The 20,015-nt window shown below is 64.5% G+C and carries 17 protein-coding genes; 9 read left to right on the top strand and 8 right to left on the bottom strand.

Annotated elements, in window-relative coordinates:
* Positions 1–79 precede the first annotated feature (79 nt).
* From CBW50_RS11280 to CBW50_RS11255, 6 genes are all read left to right on the top strand, one after another.
* Positions 80–2,299, top strand: coding sequence for a TonB-dependent siderophore receptor (locus CBW50_RS11280; protein WP_226935572.1), 2,220 nt, complete (start codon positions 80–82; stop codon positions 2,297–2,299).
* 117 nt (positions 2,300–2,416) lie between these two features.
* Complete coding sequence (locus CBW50_RS11275) at positions 2,417–3,655, top strand: DEAD/DEAH box helicase (protein WP_086145635.1); 1,239 nt, start codon at positions 2,417–2,419, stop codon at positions 3,653–3,655.
* A gap of 66 nt (positions 3,656–3,721) precedes the next feature.
* Positions 3,722–4,339 carry an LON peptidase substrate-binding domain-containing protein gene (locus tag CBW50_RS11270; RefSeq protein WP_086145706.1) on the top strand — a complete coding sequence of 206 codons (618 nt, stop codon included), beginning with the start codon at positions 3,722–3,724 and terminating at the stop codon, positions 4,337–4,339.
* Positions 4,340–4,479: 140 nt separating this feature from the next.
* Positions 4,480–5,223 carry a DNA-binding protein gene (locus tag CBW50_RS11265; protein ID WP_086145634.1) on the top strand — a complete coding sequence of 248 codons (744 nt, stop codon included), beginning with the start codon at positions 4,480–4,482 and terminating at the stop codon, positions 5,221–5,223.
* A 233-nt stretch (positions 5,224–5,456) separates the two neighbouring features.
* Positions 5,457–6,086 carry a chemotaxis protein CheB gene (locus CBW50_RS11260; RefSeq protein WP_086145633.1) on the top strand — a complete coding sequence of 210 codons (630 nt, stop codon included), beginning with the start codon at positions 5,457–5,459 and terminating at the stop codon, positions 6,084–6,086.
* A 53-nt stretch (positions 6,087–6,139) separates the two neighbouring features.
* Positions 6,140–7,090 (top strand): cupin-like domain-containing protein, encoded by a 951-nt coding sequence (locus CBW50_RS11255; RefSeq protein ID WP_086145632.1) that lies wholly within the window; start codon positions 6,140–6,142, stop codon positions 7,088–7,090.
* On the opposite strand, the gene CBW50_RS11250 is transcribed toward CBW50_RS11255, so the two are convergent.
* The 4 genes from CBW50_RS11250 to trpS all read right to left on the bottom strand — a co-directional run bounded on the left by CBW50_RS11250 (position 7,087) and on the right by trpS (position 11,879).
* The gene (locus CBW50_RS11250; protein WP_086145631.1) at positions 7,087–7,818 is read right to left on the bottom strand and encodes a bifunctional 2-polyprenyl-6-hydroxyphenol methylase/3-demethylubiquinol 3-O-methyltransferase UbiG; all 732 of its coding nucleotides are present in this window, start codon (positions 7,816–7,818) and stop codon (positions 7,087–7,089) included. The genes CBW50_RS11255 and CBW50_RS11250 overlap by 4 nt on opposite strands.
* On the bottom strand, positions 7,815–9,056 hold the full coding sequence (locus CBW50_RS11245; RefSeq protein ID WP_086145630.1) for a voltage-gated chloride channel family protein: 1,242 nt from the start codon (positions 9,054–9,056) through the stop codon (positions 7,815–7,817). The genes CBW50_RS11250 and CBW50_RS11245 overlap by 4 nt, the downstream gene beginning before the upstream one ends.
* A 35-nt stretch (positions 9,057–9,091) precedes the next feature.
* The gene (locus tag CBW50_RS11240; RefSeq protein ID WP_086145629.1) at positions 9,092–10,681 is read right to left on the bottom strand and encodes a pyridoxal-dependent decarboxylase; all 1,590 of its coding nucleotides are present in this window, start codon (positions 10,679–10,681) and stop codon (positions 9,092–9,094) included.
* A gap of 121 nt (positions 10,682–10,802) precedes the next feature.
* On the bottom strand, positions 10,803–11,879 hold the full coding sequence (gene trpS, locus CBW50_RS11235; RefSeq protein WP_226935574.1) for a tryptophan--tRNA ligase: 1,077 nt from the start codon (positions 11,877–11,879) through the stop codon (positions 10,803–10,805).
* A gap of 316 nt (positions 11,880–12,195) precedes the next feature.
* On the opposite strand from trpS, the gene CBW50_RS11230 reads away from it, so the two are divergent.
* Positions 12,196–14,166, top strand: a complete 1,971-nt coding sequence (locus tag CBW50_RS11230; RefSeq protein WP_086145628.1) for a CocE/NonD family hydrolase — start codon at positions 12,196–12,198, stop codon at positions 14,164–14,166.
* Here CBW50_RS11230 and CBW50_RS11225 read toward each other — a convergent pair.
* From CBW50_RS11225 to CBW50_RS11210, 4 genes are all read right to left on the bottom strand, one after another.
* Positions 14,163–15,020, bottom strand: a complete 858-nt coding sequence (locus CBW50_RS11225; protein WP_086145627.1) for a DMT family transporter — start codon at positions 15,018–15,020, stop codon at positions 14,163–14,165. The two genes, CBW50_RS11230 and CBW50_RS11225, sit on opposite strands and share 4 nt — an antisense overlap.
* 7 nt (positions 15,021–15,027) lie before the next feature.
* Positions 15,028–15,849 carry an ABC transporter substrate-binding protein gene (locus CBW50_RS11220; protein ID WP_086145626.1) on the bottom strand — a complete coding sequence of 274 codons (822 nt, stop codon included), beginning with the start codon at positions 15,847–15,849 and terminating at the stop codon, positions 15,028–15,030.
* A 99-nt stretch (positions 15,850–15,948) separates the two neighbouring features.
* Positions 15,949–17,238, bottom strand: coding sequence for a TCR/Tet family MFS transporter (locus CBW50_RS11215; RefSeq protein ID WP_086145625.1), 1,290 nt, complete (start codon positions 17,236–17,238; stop codon positions 15,949–15,951).
* 156 nt (positions 17,239–17,394) lie between these two features.
* Positions 17,395–18,045 carry an HD domain-containing protein gene (locus tag CBW50_RS11210; RefSeq protein WP_086145624.1) on the bottom strand — a complete coding sequence of 217 codons (651 nt, stop codon included), beginning with the start codon at positions 18,043–18,045 and terminating at the stop codon, positions 17,395–17,397.
* A 353-nt stretch (positions 18,046–18,398) separates the two neighbouring features.
* Here CBW50_RS11210 and CBW50_RS11205 point away from each other — a divergent pair, with 353 nt between their 5' ends.
* Both CBW50_RS11205 and CBW50_RS11200 read left to right on the top strand, forming a co-directional pair.
* Positions 18,399–18,890 carry a chemotaxis protein CheW gene (locus tag CBW50_RS11205; protein ID WP_086145623.1) on the top strand — a complete coding sequence of 164 codons (492 nt, stop codon included), beginning with the start codon at positions 18,399–18,401 and terminating at the stop codon, positions 18,888–18,890.
* 302 nt (positions 18,891–19,192) lie between these two features.
* Positions 19,193–20,015 (top strand): MCP four helix bundle domain-containing protein (locus tag CBW50_RS11200; protein ID WP_139842477.1); only part of this gene is annotated, 823 nt, incomplete at its 3' end.

The following is a 20,015-nucleotide window of genomic DNA, read 5'->3' as shown; positions in this document are numbered from 1 at the left end:
AAAAAATTGCAGCACAATACGGCGGCCTGTTTTTTAGCATTTAGCCATTTTTATTCAGCCAACTTTTTTCAGCCAGGTCATGATGCCACGCCCTTGCCTCCGCCTCACCGTTGTTTGTTCAGCTGTCCTGTTTGCCTGGAATGTCCAGGCCCAGCAATCCGAAACGCCCGCCGCCACCGACCCTGCCGGCGCGCCGCTGAAGGCCGCCAAGGCCGCCGCGCCCGCCATGCAGACCGTCGAAGTCAAGGGCAGCGGCTATGACCCGCGCCGCGACGATACGGCCAGCAAGATGATTGTCAGCAGCGAGGAAATCCTCAAGTATGGCGACAGCAATGTCACCGACGTGCTCAAGCGCTTGCCCGGCATTACCGTGTCCGGCGCGGCCGGGCGCTCGGGCGGCGAAATCCGCATGCGCGGCCTGGGCAGCGGCTACACGCAGATCCTGCTCAACGGCGAACGGGCGCCGGCCGGTTTTTCGCTCGACACGCTGTCGCCCGACGTCATCGAGCGCATCGAGATTTTGCACGCCGCCAGCGCCGAATACAGCACGCAGTCGATCGCCGGCACCATCAACGTGGTGCTGAAAAAGGCCGTCAAAACGGCGCAGCGCGAACTCAAGCTGGGCGTGCAGGGCAGCGACGTGAGCTTTTCGCCCAGCGTCAACCTGCAACTGTCTGACCGCGACGGCAATTTCTCGTACTCGATGGCCGGCTCGCTGTACCGCTACGATTATCATTACGATAACCCCGGGCTGGAACTGGGCTACGCGCCCGACGGCCGGCAAAACCTGCTGCGCCGCACCAGCGGCACGGGCGATGGCCGTCCCGAAGGCATCAACCTGTCGCCGCGCCTGAACTGGGTGCTGGCCGGCGGCGACAATGTGACGGCGCAATTTTTCTTCAATGGCGGGCGCTCGAACCACCGCAATTTCAGCCGCGCCGAGACGCTGCAGGGCTTGCGCCCCGATTACGACACCAACACGGGCAGTTCCAGCAACCACAATGCCTTCGGCCGCAGCGACCTGACGTGGATGCACAAACTGGCCGGCGGCGCCAGACTGGAACTGAAGATCGGCGCCTCGGCCGCCCGCAATACGTCCGACAGCCTGCAGCAGGGCTTTATCGACGGCAGCGGCCTGGCGCTGGAGCGCCAGGTGGCGGTGAAGTCGACGGAAAACGGCGTCAGTTCCACCGGCAAGTATTCCTCGCCCTTGCTGCCCGGCCATGCCCTGTCGATGGGCTGGGACGGCGCCTACACGGAGCGCGACGAAACGCGCCGCCAGCGCGAGGCGGCGCTGGGCGCGCGTCCGCCCGTCAACAGCGACGAGGGTTTCGACGCCACCATCAAGCGCCTGGCCCTGTACGTGCAGGATGAATGGGAGATCACGCCGCGCTGGTCGATGTATGCGGGCGTGCGCTGGGAAGGCATCGATACGCGCAGCGCGGGCGACACCTACGACGAAGTGAACCAGCGCACCAGCGTGTGGAGTCCGCTGCTGCAAACCCTGTGGAAGTTGCCCGATACCAAGGGCGACCAGGTGCGCCTGGCCCTGACGCGCACGTACAAGGCGCAGCCCACGGCGAGCCTGATTCCGCGCCGCAATACCTCGACCAACAACAGCCAGACGGATCCCGACCGTGAAGGCAATCCCTACCTGAAACCGGAACTGGCACTGGGCATCGACGCTTCGTACGAGCATTACTGGGCCGAAGGGGCCCTGCTCAGCGCGCGCGCCTCGGCCCGCCGCATCGATGGCTATACGCGCCAGGGCTTGCTGTTTATCAATGACCGCTGGGTCTCCACGCCCGTCAACGACGGCCGCGCAAATACGCAGACACTGGAACTGGAAGCGAAGTTCCCGTTGCGCGCCGTGCTGGCCGCGCCCGTGCCGGCCATCGACCTGCGCGCCAGCGTCAGCCGCAACTGGTCGCAAGTGGAGCAGGTGCCGGGGCCAAACAACCGGCTCGACCAGCAAACGCCCGTCAGCGGCAATGTCGGTCTCGACTACAAGACGCCGGACGGCGTCTTGACCACGGGCGGCAGCTTCAATTTCCGCAATGGCGGCCCCGTGCGCATCACCGAGCGCCAGAGCGCCTACACGTCGCCGCGGCGCGACCTCGACATTTATGCACTGTGGAAATTCGATGCGAAGAACCAGCTGCGCCTGGCCGTGTCCAACCTGCTGGCGCAAGACTTCGAAAGCGACACCACCTATACGGACGCCAGCGGCACCATCGTGCGCAACAGCATTTCGCCGAGCTCGCCGCAGGCGCGCGCAACGCTGGAAATGAAGTTCTGACGCCTTTGTTTTAACGGTGAAACCCCGGCCGGCATCCCCGCTGGCCTATAATCTCGGCAATCGCGCGCACGGCCAGCCCGTGCGCGCTGCCATTTCATTTGCCAAGATTGCTTTCCCATGACGTTTTCTTCCCTCGGCCTGATCGATCCCCTGGTCCGCAAACTCGATGAGCTCGGCTATGCCAAGCCCACGCCCGTGCAGGCGCAAGCGATTCCCTTTGTCCTGGCCGGGCGCGACCTGATGGCCGCCGCCCAGACGGGCACGGGCAAGACGGCCGGCTTTGCCGTGCCGCTGCTGCAGCGCCTGACGCTGGAGGGCGTGGTGGCGCCCCAGTGCGTGCGCGTGCTGGTGCTCGTGCCCACGCGCGAACTGGCCGAGCAAGTCTATGCCAGCTTCCGCAGCTATGGCGGCAACTTGCCGCTGCGCAGCTTTGTCGCCTATGGCGGCGTGCCCATCGAGCCGCAGATCAGCAAGCTGCGCAAGGGCCTCGACGTGCTGGTGGCCACGCCGGGCCGCTTGCTGGACTTGCAGACGCAGGGCGCCGTCAAGTTCGAGCAGGTGCAGACGCTGGTGCTGGATGAGGCGGACCGCATGCTGGACCTGGGCTTCGAGCGCGAACTCGATATTTTGCTGATGACGATGCCCAAGCAGCGCCAGACCCTGCTGTTCTCGGCCACCTTCTCGGACGCCATCCGCGCCATGGCGAAAACCATGCTGAAGGATCCCATCTCGGTGGAGGTGAGCGCGCGCAACAGTACGGTGAAGGCCGTGAAACAGTCGGTCATCGTGTGTGACAAGAAACGCAAGCCGGACCTGTTTTTGCACCTGCTGAAGAAAAGGCGCTGGGGCCAGGTCCTCGTCTTCGTCAAGACGCGCAAGGGCGTCGAGCAGCTGGTCAATACCTTGCTGGAGCAGGGCGTGCGCGCCGATTCGATTCATGGCGACAAGACGCAGCCGAATCGCCTGCGTGCGCTGGCCCGTTTCAAGGCGGCCGAGGTGCAGGTGCTGGTGGCTACCGACGTGGCCGCCCGCGGCCTGGACATCGACCAGTTGCCCGTCGTCGTCAATTTTGATTTGCCCACCGTGGCGGAAGACTATATCCACCGCATCGGCCGCACGGGCCGCGCGGGCGCTTCGGGTGAAGCCATTTCCCTCGTCTGCGCCGATGAAGTCGAATTGCTGTCGGCCGTCGAAGCGCTGACGCGGCAAACCCTGAAACGCGGCGAGGAACCTGGTTACGAGGCGGAGCACCGCGTGCCGGGCACGTCGGCCGGCGGCACGATCCAGAAAAAGCCCGTCAAGGTGCTGGCGCCGAAGGCGGCGGAGCGGGCCAAGAAAAGGCGCTTCTACAAATAATCGGCGCAGTTGGCCAGGCAGGACAAGGCGCGCAGCACGGATATCGCATTCGTGCCATCATGCGCCATGACCTCGATACCTTTGTTCCCGCTCAATACGGTGCTGTATCCCGATGGCTATCTGCCCCTGCAGATCTTCGAGGTGCGCTACCTGGACATGATACGTCAGTGCATCATGGGCGAGCAGCCGTTCGGCGTGGTGCAGTTGCTGGACGGCGCGGAAGTGCGCAAGCCGGGCCAGCTGGAAACCCTGGCGCCCGTGGGCACCCTGGCGCGCGTCATCGACTGGGCCGCGCCCCTGTCGGGTTTGCTGCAAATCAAGTGCATGGGCATGCAGCGCTTCCACATCGTGGCCAGCGAACAGCTGAAAAACGGCTTGTGGACGGCGCGGATTGAAACCCTGCCACCCGACAAAACCATCCCCATCCCGCAAGAGCAGCAGAACGTGGCGGACGCCCTGGGCGCGCTGATACGCACCTTGCAGGAGCAAAAGATTCCGCCCGAACAAATGCCCCTGCAGCCGCCGTACCGGCTCGACGAGTGCGGCTGGGTGGCGAACCGCTGGTGCGAGCTGCTGTCGCTGAGCGCCATGCAAAAGCAATTGCTGCTGAGCCAGGACAATCCCGTGCTGCGCCTGGAACTGGTGCAGGATATGCTGACCGAAAACGGTCTGCTCGAAGAATAAGCTCCCAAGCCGCATGTTTGCACGCCATTCCGTTGTGCAATTGCAATTTCTATTGAGAAATACTTTACGCTTTGCCGCCGCTGGCATAAGATAATGCCCCTGGGCAAGATTGCCCTGGGCAACATTCAAGAGTAGACGACATGGCAAAAGTAAGCGCGGAACAGATCAATGCGGCAATGGAAGCGATGGCGGGCGAAGGCCAGGCCATCACGGTGCGCGCGCTGCGCGAGCGGCTGGGCAACGGCGCCTGCCTGGGCACCATCAGCAAACTCTTGCAGCGCCGCAAGGCCGGTGCGCAGCGCCAGATCGCCGCCGCCGCCGAACTGTCGCCCGTGCTGCAGCAAGCCATCCTCGATTATGTAGGGCAGGAATTAAGCGCCAGCCACAGCGCGCATGAAGCCGAGATGAACGACAATCAACAGGAATTGATGGACCTGGCCAGCGAAAACGAGCGCCAGCAGGAATTGCTCGATTTGCAGGCGGGCGAACTGGAAACCTTGCGCGAAGAACTCGAGCGCGAACGGCAGGTGGCCAACCAGGCCCGCACGGACCTGGCCAAGGCGCAGCTGCGCCTGGAAGGCTTGCCGCGCCTGGAAGAGGCGGCCGAGCAGGCGCGCATGGACCTGGCCAAGGCGCAATTCAAGCTCGAAGGCATCCCGCGCCTGGAAGACGCGGCCGAAGCGGCGCGCGCGGAACTGATCCAGGCCCAGCTGAAGCTGGAGAGCCTGACGCGCGTGGAAACGGAACTGGCCGCCGTGCGCCTGGAGCTGGAAGCGGAGCGCGAAGAGCTGGGCGAAACGCGCGCCGAGCTGGACGAGGAGCGCACCTTGCGCATCAAGGCGCAGCAGTTTATTGTCGATCCCATCTTCAAAACCCCTGTCTGAGGACGCCTGGCCTAAGCTGCTGCGCGTCGGTATAGGTAGCCTGCGATGCTCACCGCACCTCAGTGCGGTTGCGCTTCTCGGCCACCTCTCCCTTCCGTTCGCGACGCTTTTGCCAGGCGTCGATGCGTCGTGGGGGCGTGTCTGATGTGACATACTGGGTTAGTCGGCGCACGGAATCATGATGCAAGGCACAGCAGAATGCATTCCTGAACCTGGTGCGAAAAGGGCCTGGCATGGAAACGCTGATCGTCATGGGGGCTTCCGCGGGTGGCGTGAATGCGCTGTCCACCACCTTCGCCGCCTTGCCGGCGGGTTTTCCTGCGGCCATCCTGGTCGTCATGCATGTGGGCAGGCGCAAGAGCGTGCTGCCCGAGATCCTCGGCAAGCACTCCGCCTTGCCCGTGCGCTTTGCCGAAACGGGCGAACCCTTGCGCGCCGGCTGCATCCTGCTGGCGCCGCCGGACCGGCATATGCTGGTCGTCAGGCTGGCTGGCCGGGCGACGGTCGAGTTGACCCGGGGGCCCAGGGAACATCACACGCGTCCCGCCATCGACCCGCTGTTTCGCAGTGCTGCCGCCGCTTTCGGGCCGAAAACGGTGGGCGTGATCCTCAGCGGCTACCTGGACGACGGCACGGCCGGCTTGCGGGCCATCAAGGCCCATGGCGGCAGGGTGCTGGTGCAGGAGCCGCAGGAGGCGCAAGCGCCATCGATGCCGCAAAGCGCGCTAGCCCATGTAGCCGTGGACTGGCGTTTGTCCGTGGCCGGCATGGCGCCAGTCCTGCTGGCGCTGGCCGCCGGCGCTCCCGTGCCGGACGTGCCGCAGAAGATCGTCGTTGCGCCCAGCCGGGCCGTGCTCGCTTAAAATAGCGCACGCGTGCTTCCTGTCGCGCAAGGCATCGATAGCAAAGAAGGTTTATGTCAGTAAAGAAAAATTCACTTGCCTCCGGGCAAACGCCGCCATCGGCGGCGCCGCGTGCGCTGCCGCCGCGCCCGCCAGCCGAATTCAGTTCGCCTGAAGCGGCCCTGGCCCGCAAGCAGGCGCGCGAGCACAAGGATGCGCTGGTGCGCGGCGTCACGTCCATCGACGCCATGCGCAAGGCCATCAGGCAGGCGGCACGCGGCCTGCCCGCCATCGCCGAAGTGCCGCGCCTGGCCATGCTGGATGCGGCCGCCTTTCGCGCGCGCGCCGCGCTGGGCTTGCCATTCCTGATGCGCGGCCTGGTGCAGCGCTGGCCCTTGTCGGCCCTGGGGCCGGAGGTCTTGCGCGAGCAGTTCAGCCACGTGCCCGTGCGGGCGCGGGTGGGCGACTACATCAACACGGCGTTCGCGGCCGACCGCGCCATGCAGGACATGTCGATGGGGCAATACCTGGATCTGGTGGCCGAGGGCGAGTACGCGCTGCCGCCGTACCTGGGCAACCTGGAATTGCGCGAGCTGAACCGTTTGTGCCACTGGCCCACGTATTTCGACAAGATGGGCCCGCCGCGCTTCTGGGTGGGGCCGGCCGGCACGGTGACGCCTTTGCATTGCGATTACGACGACAATATCTTCGCCCAGGTGTGGGGCCGCAAGCGCATCTTTTTGTCGCCGCCGCACCATGACGCCTTCCTGTATCCGAGCGAGGCGAACGCCATCCTGTTCGGTTCGCCCTTCGACCCGGAAGCGCCCGATTTCGAGCGCTTCCCCCTGGCGCGCCAGGCGACCATGATTGAATGCATCGTCGAGCCGGGCGACATGCTGTACGTGCCCGCCGGCTGGTATCACCAGGTGCGCGCGCTGACGTTTTCGCTGTCGTCGAACCGCTGGGCCAGGGCCGTGCCGCTGGCCTTGCAGGGCTGGGCGGCGCTGCGGCCCCAAGGGGATTAGCGCAGGCCGCACCCCACCAGCAGCAGCATCGGCCGTTCGCGCTCTTCCGCCAGGGCCGGCTGCTGCGCGATCTGCTCGTCAGTGGGGCCCCATTCTTCCACATGGTCCAGCTGCAAACCCGCTTGCAGCAGCGCATTGATGGTCGTGCCCAGGGTGCGGTGCCGCTTGATGACGCCGGGTGCCAGCCAGTCCGACACGCGCGGGCCTTGCTGCTGGTAGCTGTCGACGGGCCAGCGCTTGCGGCCTTGCGCATCCGTCAGCCAGCCTGGCTGGCGCGGCGCCATGAAGATCGGGTGCTCGATGGAAAACACCAGCTTGCCGCCCGGCTTCAAGCCGTGGCGGATGGCGGCCAGCAAGGCGTCGAAACCTTCGATGTAGTGGAAGGCGAGCGAGCTGTAAATCAGATCATAGCTGGCGGGCGGCAAGGCCAGTTGTTCCAGATCAAGCCGGGCATAGCTGACAGCTGCATGTTCTCCCATGCCGCCTGCCTGCGCCAGCATCTTTTCCGACACGTCCACGCCCAATATCCGCGCCGCGCCCTGTTCTGCCGCCCAGCGGCAGAACCAGCCATAGCCGCAGCCCAGGTCGAGCACGCTTTTTCCCCGCAGGTCGGGCAGCATGGCGCGCAGGGCCGGCCATTCGGGAGCGCTGTCGAGGCCGCCAATCGAGCGGGGCAGCTGGCTGTAGGCCGCGAAGAAGGCGTCGTTGTCGTAGATGTTCTGGGTCATGGTTCAAGTTCCTTGCGGGCGGTGCGCTTGGCATGCCCGCTGCGCTGCGCCCTATAAATGCCCGCGTGGCCGGAAAACAGGTAGGCCACGACGCAGGCGATGGCCGCGTACACGCCGATCTCGGCGCCGAACAGTTCCATCGCCATCAGGGTCGAGGCAATCGGCGTGTTGGCCGCTCCCGCAAACACGGCGACGAAGCCGACGGCGGCCAGCAGGGCGACGGGCTGGTGCAGCACAGGCCCCAGCGCATTGCCCAGGGTCGCGCCGATGAAGAACAGGGGCGTCACTTCGCCGCCCTTGAATCCCGTGCCCAGCGAGACGATGGTGAACGCCATCTTGCCGAGGAAATCATATGCGGGCAGCGGCTCCTTGAGGGCGTCGACGATGGTGGGAATGCCCAGGCCGATATATTTATCGGTGCCCATCAGCCACACGGCGATGGCGACGACGAGGCCGCCCGCCAGCGGGCGCAGCGGGGCGTAGCCGATGCAGCGCTTCATCAGGCCGCTCAAGCCGTGCGTGGCGTGCGCAAACAGTTTGCCGGTCACGCCGAACAGCACGCCGGCGATCACCATGGCGGATAAAGTCCAGGCGGAGAGGGCGGGGATCAGGGGTACGGCGTAATGCGTATGCTGGACGCCCCACAGCAGGCCTACCTGGTCGGCGATGACGGCGGCAGCCAGGCAGGGCAGCATGGCTTCATAGCGCAGGCGGCCGATGGCCAGCACTTCCAGGCCGAAGAGGGCGCCCGCCAGCGGCGTGCCGAAGACGGAGGCAAAACCGGCGCTGATGCCGGCCATCAGGATGATGCGTCGGTCTTCATTGTTCAGGCGAAACATGCGCGTGAGCTGGTCGGCCAGCGCGCCGCCCATCTGCACGGCCGTCCCTTCGCGCCCGACGGAGGCGCCGAACACATGCGAGATGACGGTGCCGCCCAGTACCAGCGGCGCCATGCGCAGCGGGATGATTTTCTTCGGATCGTGGATTTCATCGATGAGCAGGTTCGCGCCGCCCTCGACACTGCTGCCGTAGCGCAAATACAGCCAGCCGACGGCAAAGCCCGCCACGGGCAGCAGCCAGATCAGCCAGGCGTGCGCCAGGCGCGTGCGCGTGGCCCAGTCCAGGGCGTACAGGAAGGCGGCCGAGGCTGTGCCGGCCAGGACCGCGACCATACCGGCCAGCAGCAGCCATTTCAGCAGATGCCGTAACAGGTCAGAAAGGGCGGTCAGCCTGTGCATCGGGCATCCAGTCAAGGTTGATGGGTGGAAAGGTGTTACATCCCCAGTTCCGCCACCAGCGCCTGGCCGATGGCGCGCTGCTCGGCCAGGATGGCGCGCAGGTGGTGGGGGCGCGTCCTGACATTCGTCATGACCACGCGCAGCACGTTGGTCGGGCCAGGGTAGCGCGTCGATTCGAGCACCGTGCGCGACACGAAGCTGTGGCCTTGCGCTTTCTGGCGGTTTTGCAGCTTGGCGTTCAAGGTGTTCAGTTGCTTGTTCAGTTCGGCCGCCGCTTCCGGCTGTCCGCCGGCCAGCAGGCTGTCCATGCGCTGGCGCAAGTGCGCGGGCACGTAGCGGTAGGTGAGGATGAAGGTGTCGGAGCGCGTGATCAGCTCGAAATCCTGCTGGTCGGCCAATAGATCCTGCAGCTGGCCGGACAGGGTGGCCGCCTGCCGCAGCAGGGTCGTGTAGCCGGACACGCCCAGCACCTTGAACGAGGTCCACAGTTTCAGGGCGTCGAAGCGGCGCGAGCCTTCCAGCGATGTCTGGCCCAGGTCGCCGGAATTGTCGCGCAAGATGTAGTTGGCGTTGTGCTTCAACAGGTTCAGGCTGGCGTTGTCCTTGAACAGCACCATGCTTTGCGCCATCGGCACCCACAGCAGCTTGTGGCCGTCGATGACGACGGAGTCGGCCAGGGCAATGCCGTCATACAGCGCGCGGTACTGTTCGGCGATCAGCAGGGCGCCGCCCCAGGCCGCGTCCACGTGGAACCAGATATTTTCCCGTGCCGCAATGGCCGCCATGGCGGCCAGCGGGTCGATGGCGCCCGTTTCCGTCGTGCCGGCGATGCCGATCATGGCGACGACCTTGATATTGCGCAATTTCAAGTCGGCAATGGTCGCTTCCAGCGCGGCGATGTCGATGCGGTTGTCGCGGTCGACGGCCACCAGCTGCAGCGCGTTTTCGCCCAGGCCCAGGGTCGCCAGCGCCTTTTTCACGGAATAATGGCTGCGGGCCGAACCGATCACGGCCAGTCCCGCGTAGCCGGATTCTTGCACGGCGGCAAACAAACCGCGCTTGCGCGTGCCGGGCAATTGTTTTTCCAGCGCCACGGCCAGCGCCGTCAGGTTGCCCATGGTGCCGCCATTGACGACATTGCCCAGCGCGCCGCTGGTGGCGGCCATGGCCTGCGCGTAGACGCTGTCGGCCTGCCGGTACACCTGGCGGTGCAGCCAGCCGAGGATCTGCTTTTCGATCAGGGTCGACACATACGCCGTCTCGATCTTCACCTGGTTCTGGTTCAGGGTGGCCGTGAACGCTTCGGCCAGCACGCTGATCCAGGGCAGGGCCTGCGTCATGTGGCCGATGTAGAGCGGGTGGTTCAGCTGGGCCGTATTGGCCAGCACGGTGGCGTCCAGCTCCTGCAGAAAGTCCGCCACGGGCATGCCGTGCGCGGGCGGGCTGATGTCGGACAGCTGCGTCAGCAGCTCAGCGTAGGGCGTGTGCGGATAGGCCGTGTCGCGTCCGGCGGCCAGCCAGCCGCCCAGCATGCGCAGCGCCTGCTGCAGGGGCGCGGGCGCCTGTTGCAGCGCATCGATGGAAAAATGCTGCTGCAGCAGCCGTTCGATTGCGGTATCGGTCATTGCGCGTTTGTCTTCTCTACTGATTGCTGATGCCACGGTGCCAAATGCATTGCGCCCTGGCGAAGACGGGATTTTACCCGACTCCGCCAAGGCGCATCAGTTTGCTATTTGTAAATGGTGATTAGAAGTAATTCAGGCCCAGTGCGGACTTGACTTCGTCGGCCGTGCGGGCCGCCACTTCGCGCGCCTTGAAGGTGCCTTCCTTGAGCATCTGGATGACTTGCCCCTTGTCCTTGGCGAACTCTTCGCGGCGGGCGCGGATCGGCGCCAGCATTTCCTGCAAGACCACGTCCAGGCGCTTCTTGACGATGCTGTCGCCCAGGCCGCCGCGCACGTAATGGGCTTTCATTTCGGCCAGCGCCGCTTTTTCCGGATCGAACGCGTCCAGGTAGGTAAACGCGATATTGCCTTCCAGGTGGCCCGGGTCTTCCACGCGCAGGTGCAGCGGGTCCGTATAGACTTTTTTCACGGCGGCCGTGATTTCGGCCGGGGTAGCGCCCAGGTTGATGGTGTTGCCCAGCGACTTGCTCATCTTCGCCTTGCCGTCGATGCCGGGCAGGCGGCCGATATCGGGCACCAGCGCCTTGCATTCCATCAATACTTCGCGGTTGTACATGCGGTTGAAGCGGCGCACGATTTCATTCGTCTGCTCGATCATCGGGATCTGGTCTTCGCCCACGGGCACCACGCCCGCCTTGAAGGCGGTGATGTCGGCCGCCTGGCTTGCGGGGTAGGTCAAAAAGCCGGCCGGAATGTCGCGCTCGAAGCCGCGCAGGCGGATTTCTTCCTTGACGGTGGGATTGCGCTCGAGGCGCGCCACGGTGACGATGTTCAGGTAGTAAAAGGTCAGCTCGGCCAGTTCCGGAATCTGCGACTGGATGAACACCGTGGTTTTCGTTGGGTCGATGCCGACGGCCAGGTAGTCGAGCGCCACCTCGACGACGTTGCGGTGCACCTTGTCGATGTCGTCCATATTGTCCGTCAGCGCCTGCGCGTCGGCCAGCATGATGAATTGCTTGTAGCTGTTCTGGTAGCGGACGCGGTCGCGCAGGCTGCCCACATAGTGGCCCAGGTGCAGGGGGCCGGTCGGGCGGTCACCCGTCAGGATCACGGATTGCGAAGCGATGGCGGCGGCGGACAGCGGTGCTGCCGGGGCGTTGTCGGTGTCGGGGGTATCGGGGGTGTTAGGCAAGCTCATCAAGTTTCCTTTTGAGCCGCCTGCATCGGGGATGATCCAGGCTGAGCCTGTTACGCCACCGATCGAGGCGGCGTGGATCAAATTCACATCACTATAGAGTGGCCGCGCGAAAGTGAGCGGGACCACCAATTCAAGCAGGCGTGTTGTGACGGGATAAATTTCATGGCGTTATGGTTGCAGTTCAGGCGCGTTCTGTCAAGTTGCGGCCGGATTTATCTGCTGCGCCGCGTCAGAGGCTTGCCTTATGCAAAACTTGCTTTCCGGGTACTATTGCCGTTCGGCCACTTTTGCGTGGCATGTATCATTGGAGAACAGTATGCGCGTGTCGTCCCCCGTCCGGCTCACCGGCCTGGCCCTGCTTGTCAGTACCTTGTTCAGCGCCCCCTTGCTGGCGCAAACCCTGAAAACGTCGCAAAAGCCGCAAACGCCGCCGATGACGCCCGATATCGGCGCCAAGCTGGTGATGCCGGACCTGAACGATTACGTCAAGCGCGTGGTGATGATCCCCATGCGCGACGGCGTCAAGCTGTACACGGTGATCGTCGTGCCGAAGGGCGCGAAAGGAGCGCCGATCATGCTCACGCGCACGCCGTACAACGCGGCCCGCCGCGCCCAGCGCGCCACCAGCGCCAGCATGCTGGCCACCTTGCCGCAGGGCGACGATACCCTGGTGGAAAACGGCTACATCCGTGTCTTCCAGGACGTGCGCGGCAAGCATGGTTCCGAAGGCGACTACGTGATGACGCGCCCCGTGCGCGGTCCGCTGAACCATACCAAGGTCGATAATGTGACCGATGCGTGGGACACCATCGACTGGCTGTCGAAAAATATTCCAGAAAGCAATGGCAAGGTGGGCATGCTCGGTTCGTCGTACGAAGGCCACACGGTGCTGATGGCCCTGGTCGACCCGCATCCGGCGCTGAAGGTGGCCATCCCCATGAGCGCCATGGTCGATGGCTGGCGCGGCGATGACTGGTTCCACAACGGCGCCTTCCGCATGCCCAGCTTGTCCTACCTGGCGTGGCAGACGAGCGCGCGCGGCAGCGGCGAGTCTCCCGTGCTGGGCGTCTACGACGAGTACGACGCGTATCTGCGCATCGGCTCGGCAGGCGCCTATGCGAAGAAATTCGGCATCGACAAGCTGACGTACACGAAAAAGCTGTTCGAGCACCCGGCCTACGACAGTTACTGGCAGGAACAGGCGCTCGATAAAATCCTGGCGAAGCGCCCGCTGATCGTGCCCACCATGCACGTGGTGGGGCAATGGGACCAGGAAGACATCTATGGCGCCTACGCCACCTATACGGCGATGGAAGGGCGCGACAAGCGCAACAACCTCAATTACCTGGCCGTGGGGCCATGGCGTCACAGCGGCGTCAACTATGACGGTTCCAGCCTGGGCGCCCTGAAGTTTGACGGCGACACGGCGCGCCAGTTCCGCGAAAAAGTCATGCAGCCATTCCTCAATCAATACCTGAAGGATGGCGCGCCGGAAGCGAACACGGCGCCCGTCGTGTCCTACCAGAGCGGCACCAACCAGTGGCAGCGCCTGCAGCAGTGGCCGCTGGCCTGCGAGACCTGCGACACGAAACTGACGCCGATCTACCTGCAGGAGGGCAACCAGCTGGGCTTTGCGGCGCCATCGGGCCCTGCGGATGCGGCGGAAGGCGCTTTCGACGAATACGTGGCCGATCCGGCCAAGCCCGTGCCGTTCGTGCCCCGTCCCGTGCGCCTCATTGACGCCGACGTGTGGAAGCCATGGCTGGTCAGCGACCAGCGCGGCTATGCGGACCGCACGGACGTGCTCAGCTACATGTCCGCGCCGTTGAAGGAAGCTGTGCGCATTGCCGGCGCACCGATGGTCAACCTGTTCGCCGCCACCAGCGGCACGGATGCGGACTGGGTGGTGAAACTGATCGACGTGTATCCGGACGAAGTGCCGTCGCAGCCGGCCATGGGCGGCTACCAGCTGGGCGTGGCGATGGATATCTTCCGCGGGCGCTACCGCGACAGCTTCGAGCACCCGACGCCGATACCGGCGGGCAAAGTGGAGCGCTACCGCTTCGCCTTGCCGAACGCGAATCACGTCTTCCTGCCCGGCCACCGCATTGCCGTGCAAGTGCAGTCGAGCTGGTTCCCCCTGTACGACCGCAACCCGCAAAACTACGTGCCGAACATCTTCCTGGCCGACCCGGGCCATTATAGAAAGGCGACGCAGCGCGTGTACCACGCGGCAGGGGCGGCCAGCGCCATCGAATTGCCGATCGCGCCGCTGGACGCCCGCTAGCCCATGCGCATGAGAATGGCGCCCGCCGCGATCAGGGCGATGGCCACATAGCGGCGGGGGCTGATTTTTTCGCGCAGGAACAGGGCCGCAATGGCGATGGCGAACAGAATCGATGTTTCGCGCAGGGCCGCGATGGCGGCCACGGGCGCCTGCGTCATGGCCCACAGGGCCAGGCCGTACGAGGCCAGGGTGCCGAAGCCGCCCAAGGCGGCCAGGCGCCATTGCGTGTGCGCATACGCCAGCAGGCCGGCGCGGCGGCGCAGCATTGTCCACAGCAGCAGTCCGGCGCCGTTCAGCACAAAAATCCACATCGTGTAGGCGGCCGGCGCGCCCGACAGGCGCACGCCGATGCCGTCGATCAGGGTATAGCTGGCGATGACGCCGGCGTTGCCCAGCGCAAAGGCGGTGGCGCGCCCCGTGTTTTTCGCGATGCCAGGGGTGGCGGGCGCGCGCGCGGCAACATACAGGCCAAGGATGCCCGCGCTGATGCAGGCGATCGCGCCCATCTGCAAGGGCGCGAGCCGCTCGCCGATCAGCGGCCAGCTGGCCAGCGCCACCAGCAGGGGCGCGCTGCCGCGCATCAGCGGGTAGGCATGGCTCATGTCGCCGGCCTTGTAGGCGGCCGCCAGCAGCGAATAATAGGCGAGCTGAGCCACGGCCGAGGCGGCCAGCCAGGGCCAGCTGGCAGGAGCGGGAGTATTGACGAAAGGCAAGATTGCCAGCGAGATCAGCGCCGCGCCCACGGAGACGAGCACCGTCGTGAGGAAGGTATCCTTGCCCGACTTGACGATGACGTTCCAGCTGGCGTGCAGCAGGGCGGCAAACAGGACGACGGCGACGACGAGACCGGACATGCCGGCCTTAGCGGGGACGTATGCTCAGCGACAGCAGTTCCTGCCGGTGATGGCGCTGGAAGCCATCCATCAGGGCGCCTGAGCGGGCCGCTTTTTCCAGCAGTTCGCGCAGGGCCGCCTGGTCTTCCGCCGTCAGCGACTTGCGCGACAGGTAGACGCCGCTCATGCCCCATGGCAATTCCGGCAAGGCTTCCAGGCGCAGCCGGTCGGCCAGGCCGTACACGCGCGCATCGTTCTGCGCCACGCCCGACAGGATGGTGGGGCTCATGATGGTGGCGTCGATGAAGCCGCTTTGCATCAGGCGCGCCACGGAAAGGGCGTCGACCTCGTAGAACAGGCGGCCCTGGCTGCTCAGCTCCTTGGCCAGCGCCTGGTACGGCGTGCCATAGTCGTAGCCGCGCACGAGCGCCACGCGCAATTCGCGCCGCTCGATCAGATCCTGCATGGTGTTGACGGGCGCGCGCGCGCCCTGCAGCGAGATCAGCAGGGGACGGTTGCCTACCAGCGGAATGAACAGGCCATGCTGGTCGCGCCGCGGCGTGCTGTTGGCGGGGATCAGCATATCGGCCTTGCCCGCCTCGAACATGGCTTCCAGGCGCGCGCGGGGCACGGGCGTGAAAATGAAGTTGCAGCCGAGCTTGGCACCCATGCTGCGCAGCAAGTCGGGGTAGATGCCGCTGACCGTGGCGCCATTGACGACCACGCTGGCGCCGATGGCCGAGACGGGCACCTGGATGTCGCGCGAGCATTGTGCGCCCGCCAGCGACGGCAGCGTCAGCGCCAGCAGGGCCACGGTTCGGCGCCAGGCGCTGGAATAAAAGTCAGTCATACCCATCCTTGCTTGCCATCGAATGCCGGACGTCGGTGACGCGCGGCTGATTTCCCATTCTCGCCTATTTATTTCTCGAATGCAATATTATCCTGCCGACTACTTTGTGGTGGAAACCGCAAGTCTGGCCAGGCGCTGCGCCTGGAAGTAGCGCCAGGCCACGACGATGCCCAGAGTCTGCATGATGGCGCACAGATAGAAGGTGCTGCCGATGCGCCAGTCCTGCGCCGGCAAGTGGCTCACTTCGCCCAGGATCATGCTGCCCAGCAAAGGCATGATGATGATGCCCAGGCTGCTGATCGATTGCAGGGAACCCATCAGTTCACCCTGTTCGCCGGCGCCGGACGCCTTCGAGATGATGCCTTGCAGGGCGGGGCCGGCGGCAAAGGCCAGCAGGTTGCACAGAATCAGGGCATACATCATCCAGCCCTGCGTGGCCAGGCCGTACAGCAGATAGGTGAGGGCGCCCGAGGCCATGCCCAGCAAGGACAAGCGCACTTCGCCAAATCGCTTGATGAGTATGCCCAGCAGGCCCGCCTGCACGACGGCCGCGCACAGGCCCACGCAGAACAGGGCGATGCCGTTCTGGCGCGGCGTCCAGTCGAAGCGGAAGTGCGTGTACAGCACCCAGGTGGTGTTGAGCATCATTTGCGCAAACGTCATCAGGCCGAAGGCCACCACCAGGCCGCGGATTTCCACGCGGCGCGCCAGTTTCAGCAGGGCCGCGAACGGGTTGATGCGGGCGAAAGTAAATGGCGGGCGGGGACCGGGTCCCCGCAGCAGCGATTCGGGCACCATAAAATAGCCGTAGATGAAATTGGCCGCCGACAGGCCTGCCGCCACGTAGAACGGCAGGTGCAGATTGATCTCGCCCAGCAGGCCGCCCAGCATGGGGCCGCAGATGAAGCCCAGGCCGAAGGCGGCGCCGATCTTGCCGAAGCTCTTGGCGCGGTTGTCCGGCGTGGAAATGTCGGAGGCGTAGGCCGAGGCCACGGACATGCTGGCCGACGAGACGCCGCCGATGATGCGGCCGATGAACAGGCAGGCCAGGTTGGGCGCCCATCCCGTGGCGAGGAAATTGATGCCCATGCCGGCCATCGAGTACAGCAGCACCGGGCGGCGTCCCACGCGGTCGCTGATGGCGCCCAGCATGGGCATGAAGATGAATTGCAGCAAGCCGAAGACGGCTGCCATGATGCCGTACCAGAATGCCTGCGCATCCTTGCCGCTGACAAAGTCGCCGATCAGGATGGGCAGCACGGGCACCACCAGGCCGATGCCCAGCATGTCGATGAAGACGCAGACGAGGATGAAGTTGAGATTGCCGGCGCGCTCAGGCGCGGCGGGCGGGGATGTGGAATGGCTGTCGGGGCTGGTTTTATCGGACATGCATGCTTTCGGCGCGCACCCCGCGCAGCCATGCGGCCGGCAGGGTTCTGTTGTTGGCGTTGCGCCGCTGCGTGGCAGGATGCTGCTGACGCGCGGCGCGATAGTTGAGTCTTATATTATAGACAGCATGTGCGGCGCTGGCTATCGCCACCCATGCTAGAGAGCAATTCCCCATTCGTCGGCAAAGGCGGCGCGAAAATCCGTCAGCACGGCCAGCCGCTGTTCGGCCAGGGCGCGGCCCGCCGCCGTCTGCATCTTGCCGGGCAGCTTGTCGAGCTTGGTGACGATATGGTCGAGCGCGTAGGCCTTGTCGTCGAGCGGGCGATGCCGGGCCAGCGGGTCCGTGCCATGCGCCAGCGCGCTGTCCATGCGCGCCGCCGTGTAGAACAGGCGCGCCAGTCCCACGGCGCCCAGCGCGTCGATGCGGTCGGCATCCTGCACGATCCGCGCTTCGATGGTGGCCGGCGCCAGGTTGGCGGAAAAGCTGTGCGTCTCGATGGCGTGGGCGACGGCTTCGAGTTTATCGGCGGGGAAATCCAGCTCGGCCAGCTGGCGGCAGGCCAGCACGGCCGCCTGGCGCGATGCCAGGTGGCGTTCGGGATGGTTTTTCGGCAAGTTGACCAGGTCGTGCAGATAGCAGGCGGCCAGCACGACGAGCGCATCGGCCTGTGCATGCTCCCGCAGCAGGACGGCGGCGTTGCGCCAGACGCGCTGCAAATGGTTGATGTCGTGGGCGCTGTCGTCGCCCAGGCCGGCCCTGGCCAGCGCCAGCAGGCGTGGTTGCCATTGGGAAAGCAAGGAATCCATGTTCAGACTTCTAAAAGGCAAAGCGCGCAGTGTCGCATAAAACGCCGGCCCCGGTGGCGCGGACGCCTGTGGCGGCGGTCCCGCGGATGCCGCGCGGACGTGACGTTTTTGCCACGTAATTTCCTTCCTGGTAACGCCGGCTGGCCTCGAATGCTCTTTTTTAGTGCACGTAAAATTTACATGGGGTAACATTGCCGCACGGAAATTAGAAGCGTAAGCTAATTACAAGAAAGTATTTGCAAAAACACACTAGCAGGAGCCATTCGTTTGGATGGCTCTTCTCACGTCAGTGGCATGCGTACGGCGTGCCGTGGCCTGCGCCCCCGGGCGATTCAATTAGATAAAGGAAGATCATGAGCACCATTTCCAGCGAAACTGGCACGGCCGTCGCCAAGGCCGCCGAATACCTGGCTTTTACCCTGGGCCAGGAAGAGTACGGCATTGATATCCAGAAGGTCAGCGAAATCCGCAGCTATGAAACGCCGACGCGCATCGCCAACGCCCCCGAGTTCGTCAAGGGCGTGGTCAACTTGCGCGGCATCATCGTGCCGATCGTTGACATGCGCATCAAGTTCAACCTGGGCACGCCCAGCTATGACCAGTTCACCGTCGTCATCATCCTCAATATCGGCAACCGCGTCGTCGGCATGGTCGTCGACCGCGTCTCCGACGTCACCACCTTGATGCCCGAACAGATCAAGCCGGCGCCGGACATGGGCCGCTCGATCGATACGGAATACGTGATCGGCCTGGGCACCATCGACGAGCGCATGCTGATCCTGGTCGATATCGACCAGCTGATGTCCAGCGCCGACATGGGCCTGATCGAAAAACTGGCAGCCTAGGCCGCCAGGAAAAGTCCAGGGCGGTGTTGCATTGCCGTACTGTCTTCGGCAACGCGCCTTGCCCTGAACCTTTCATGCCGCCCTGGTGCAGATAGGTTTTTTTTGGAAACAATTGACCCCAAGCATTGCTTGCTTTTTCAGCAAGGCGCACGCTAGCGCATTTCCTGGCGCACGGTTCACGCGAACCGTGCGCCAGTTTCACTTGTCACGCCAATTCGCTACAGCGGCCAGCCAGCACGCGCCCATGAGCGAGATCGCCAGCCTGTTATCAAGCTGGCATCGGGGCTTTTTAGGATAGTCACATGAATTTATTACGAAACGTCAGCATCGGGGTCCGCCTTGGACTCGGTTTTGCCGTGATCTTGTTGTTTTCCATGGTTATCACGGGCATCAGTGTCTGGCGCCTGCACGACGTGGCCACGGCCACGCGCACCATGATGGAGCAGCCCTTGGCCAAGGAACGTTATATTTCCGACTGGTACGGCCGCATCGACAGCGCCGTGCGCCGCACCATCGCCATCGCCCGCAGCAGCGATACCTCGCTCAGCGGCTACTTCGCTGAAGAATCGAAAGTGTCGTCGGCCAGCTCGGCCGAGCTGCAAAAGAAGATCGAGGCGCTGATCGATACGCCCGAGGAAAAAGCCATGTTCGCCGGCCTGCTGGAACAGCGCAAGCTGTACATCGGTTCGCGCGACCAGGTCTACAAGCTGAAGGGGGAAGCGCAGGTCGATGCCGCCAACGAGGTGTTTGAAAAGACTTTCGTGCCGGCCGCCGCCAAATACCAGAAGATGGTGCTGGACTTGCTGGAACACCAGCGCGCCAGCATCGACGCCACCGCGCGCGAGATCGACGCCGTCGCCAATACCAGCCGCAACCTGATGCTGGTGCTGGCCGCGCTGGCGCTGGCTTTTGGCGTCGTCTGCGCCTGGGTCTTGACCATGGGCATCGTGCGCCCCCTGCGCACGGCCGTGGAGATCGCCCGCAAGGTGGCCGACGGCGACCTGACGGCGCAGATCGACGCCAGCGCCAAGGATGAAACCGGGCAACTTCTGCTGGCCCTGAAGGACATGAACGCGAGCCTGCTCAACATCGTGGGCGAAGTGCGCAGCGGCACGGACAGCATCG

It is taken from the genome of Janthinobacterium sp. GW458P (assembly GCF_002127585.1).
Lineage (GTDB): Bacteria > Pseudomonadota > Gammaproteobacteria > Burkholderiales > Burkholderiaceae_D > Janthinobacterium.
Note: the sequence above shows the minus strand (reverse complement) of the source record. Positions and strands in the feature narration are given on the sequence as shown.

What these genes read in the sequence shown, in the direction of transcription:
- CBW50_RS11230 (WP_086145628.1), top strand. Translation starts at nt 12,196, where the DNA reads ATGCGCGTGTCGTCCCCCGTCCGGCTCACCGGCCTGGCCCTGCTTGTC.
- CBW50_RS11225 (WP_086145627.1), bottom strand. Translation starts at nt 15,020, where the DNA reads ATGTCCGGTCTCGTCGTCGCCGTCGTCCTGTTTGCCGCCCTGCTGCAC.
- CBW50_RS11275 (WP_086145635.1), top strand. Translation starts at nt 2,417, where the DNA reads ATGACGTTTTCTTCCCTCGGCCTGATCGATCCCCTGGTCCGCAAACTC.
- CBW50_RS11255 (WP_086145632.1), top strand. Translation starts at nt 6,140, where the DNA reads ATGTCAGTAAAGAAAAATTCACTTGCCTCCGGGCAAACGCCGCCATCG.
- CBW50_RS11260 (WP_086145633.1), top strand. Translation starts at nt 5,457, where the DNA reads ATGGAAACGCTGATCGTCATGGGGGCTTCCGCGGGTGGCGTGAATGCG.
- CBW50_RS11265 (WP_086145634.1), top strand. Translation starts at nt 4,480, where the DNA reads ATGGCAAAAGTAAGCGCGGAACAGATCAATGCGGCAATGGAAGCGATG.
- CBW50_RS11245 (WP_086145630.1), bottom strand. Translation starts at nt 9,056, where the DNA reads ATGCACAGGCTGACCGCCCTTTCTGACCTGTTACGGCATCTGCTGAAA.
- CBW50_RS11205 (WP_086145623.1), top strand. Translation starts at nt 18,399, where the DNA reads ATGAGCACCATTTCCAGCGAAACTGGCACGGCCGTCGCCAAGGCCGCC.
- CBW50_RS11215 (WP_086145625.1), bottom strand. Translation starts at nt 17,238, where the DNA reads ATGTCCGATAAAACCAGCCCCGACAGCCATTCCACATCCCCGCCCGCC.
- CBW50_RS11280 (WP_226935572.1), top strand. Translation starts at nt 80, where the DNA reads ATGATGCCACGCCCTTGCCTCCGCCTCACCGTTGTTTGTTCAGCTGTC.
- CBW50_RS11270 (WP_086145706.1), top strand. Translation starts at nt 3,722, where the DNA reads ATGACCTCGATACCTTTGTTCCCGCTCAATACGGTGCTGTATCCCGAT.
- CBW50_RS11210 (WP_086145624.1), bottom strand. Translation starts at nt 18,045, where the DNA reads ATGGATTCCTTGCTTTCCCAATGGCAACCACGCCTGCTGGCGCTGGCC.
- trpS (WP_226935574.1), bottom strand. Translation starts at nt 11,879, where the DNA reads ATGAGCTTGCCTAACACCCCCGATACCCCCGACACCGACAACGCCCCG.
- CBW50_RS11240 (WP_086145629.1), bottom strand. Translation starts at nt 10,681, where the DNA reads ATGACCGATACCGCAATCGAACGGCTGCTGCAGCAGCATTTTTCCATC.
- CBW50_RS11220 (WP_086145626.1), bottom strand. Translation starts at nt 15,849, where the DNA reads ATGACTGACTTTTATTCCAGCGCCTGGCGCCGAACCGTGGCCCTGCTG.
- CBW50_RS11250 (WP_086145631.1), bottom strand. Translation starts at nt 7,818, where the DNA reads ATGACCCAGAACATCTACGACAACGACGCCTTCTTCGCGGCCTACAGC.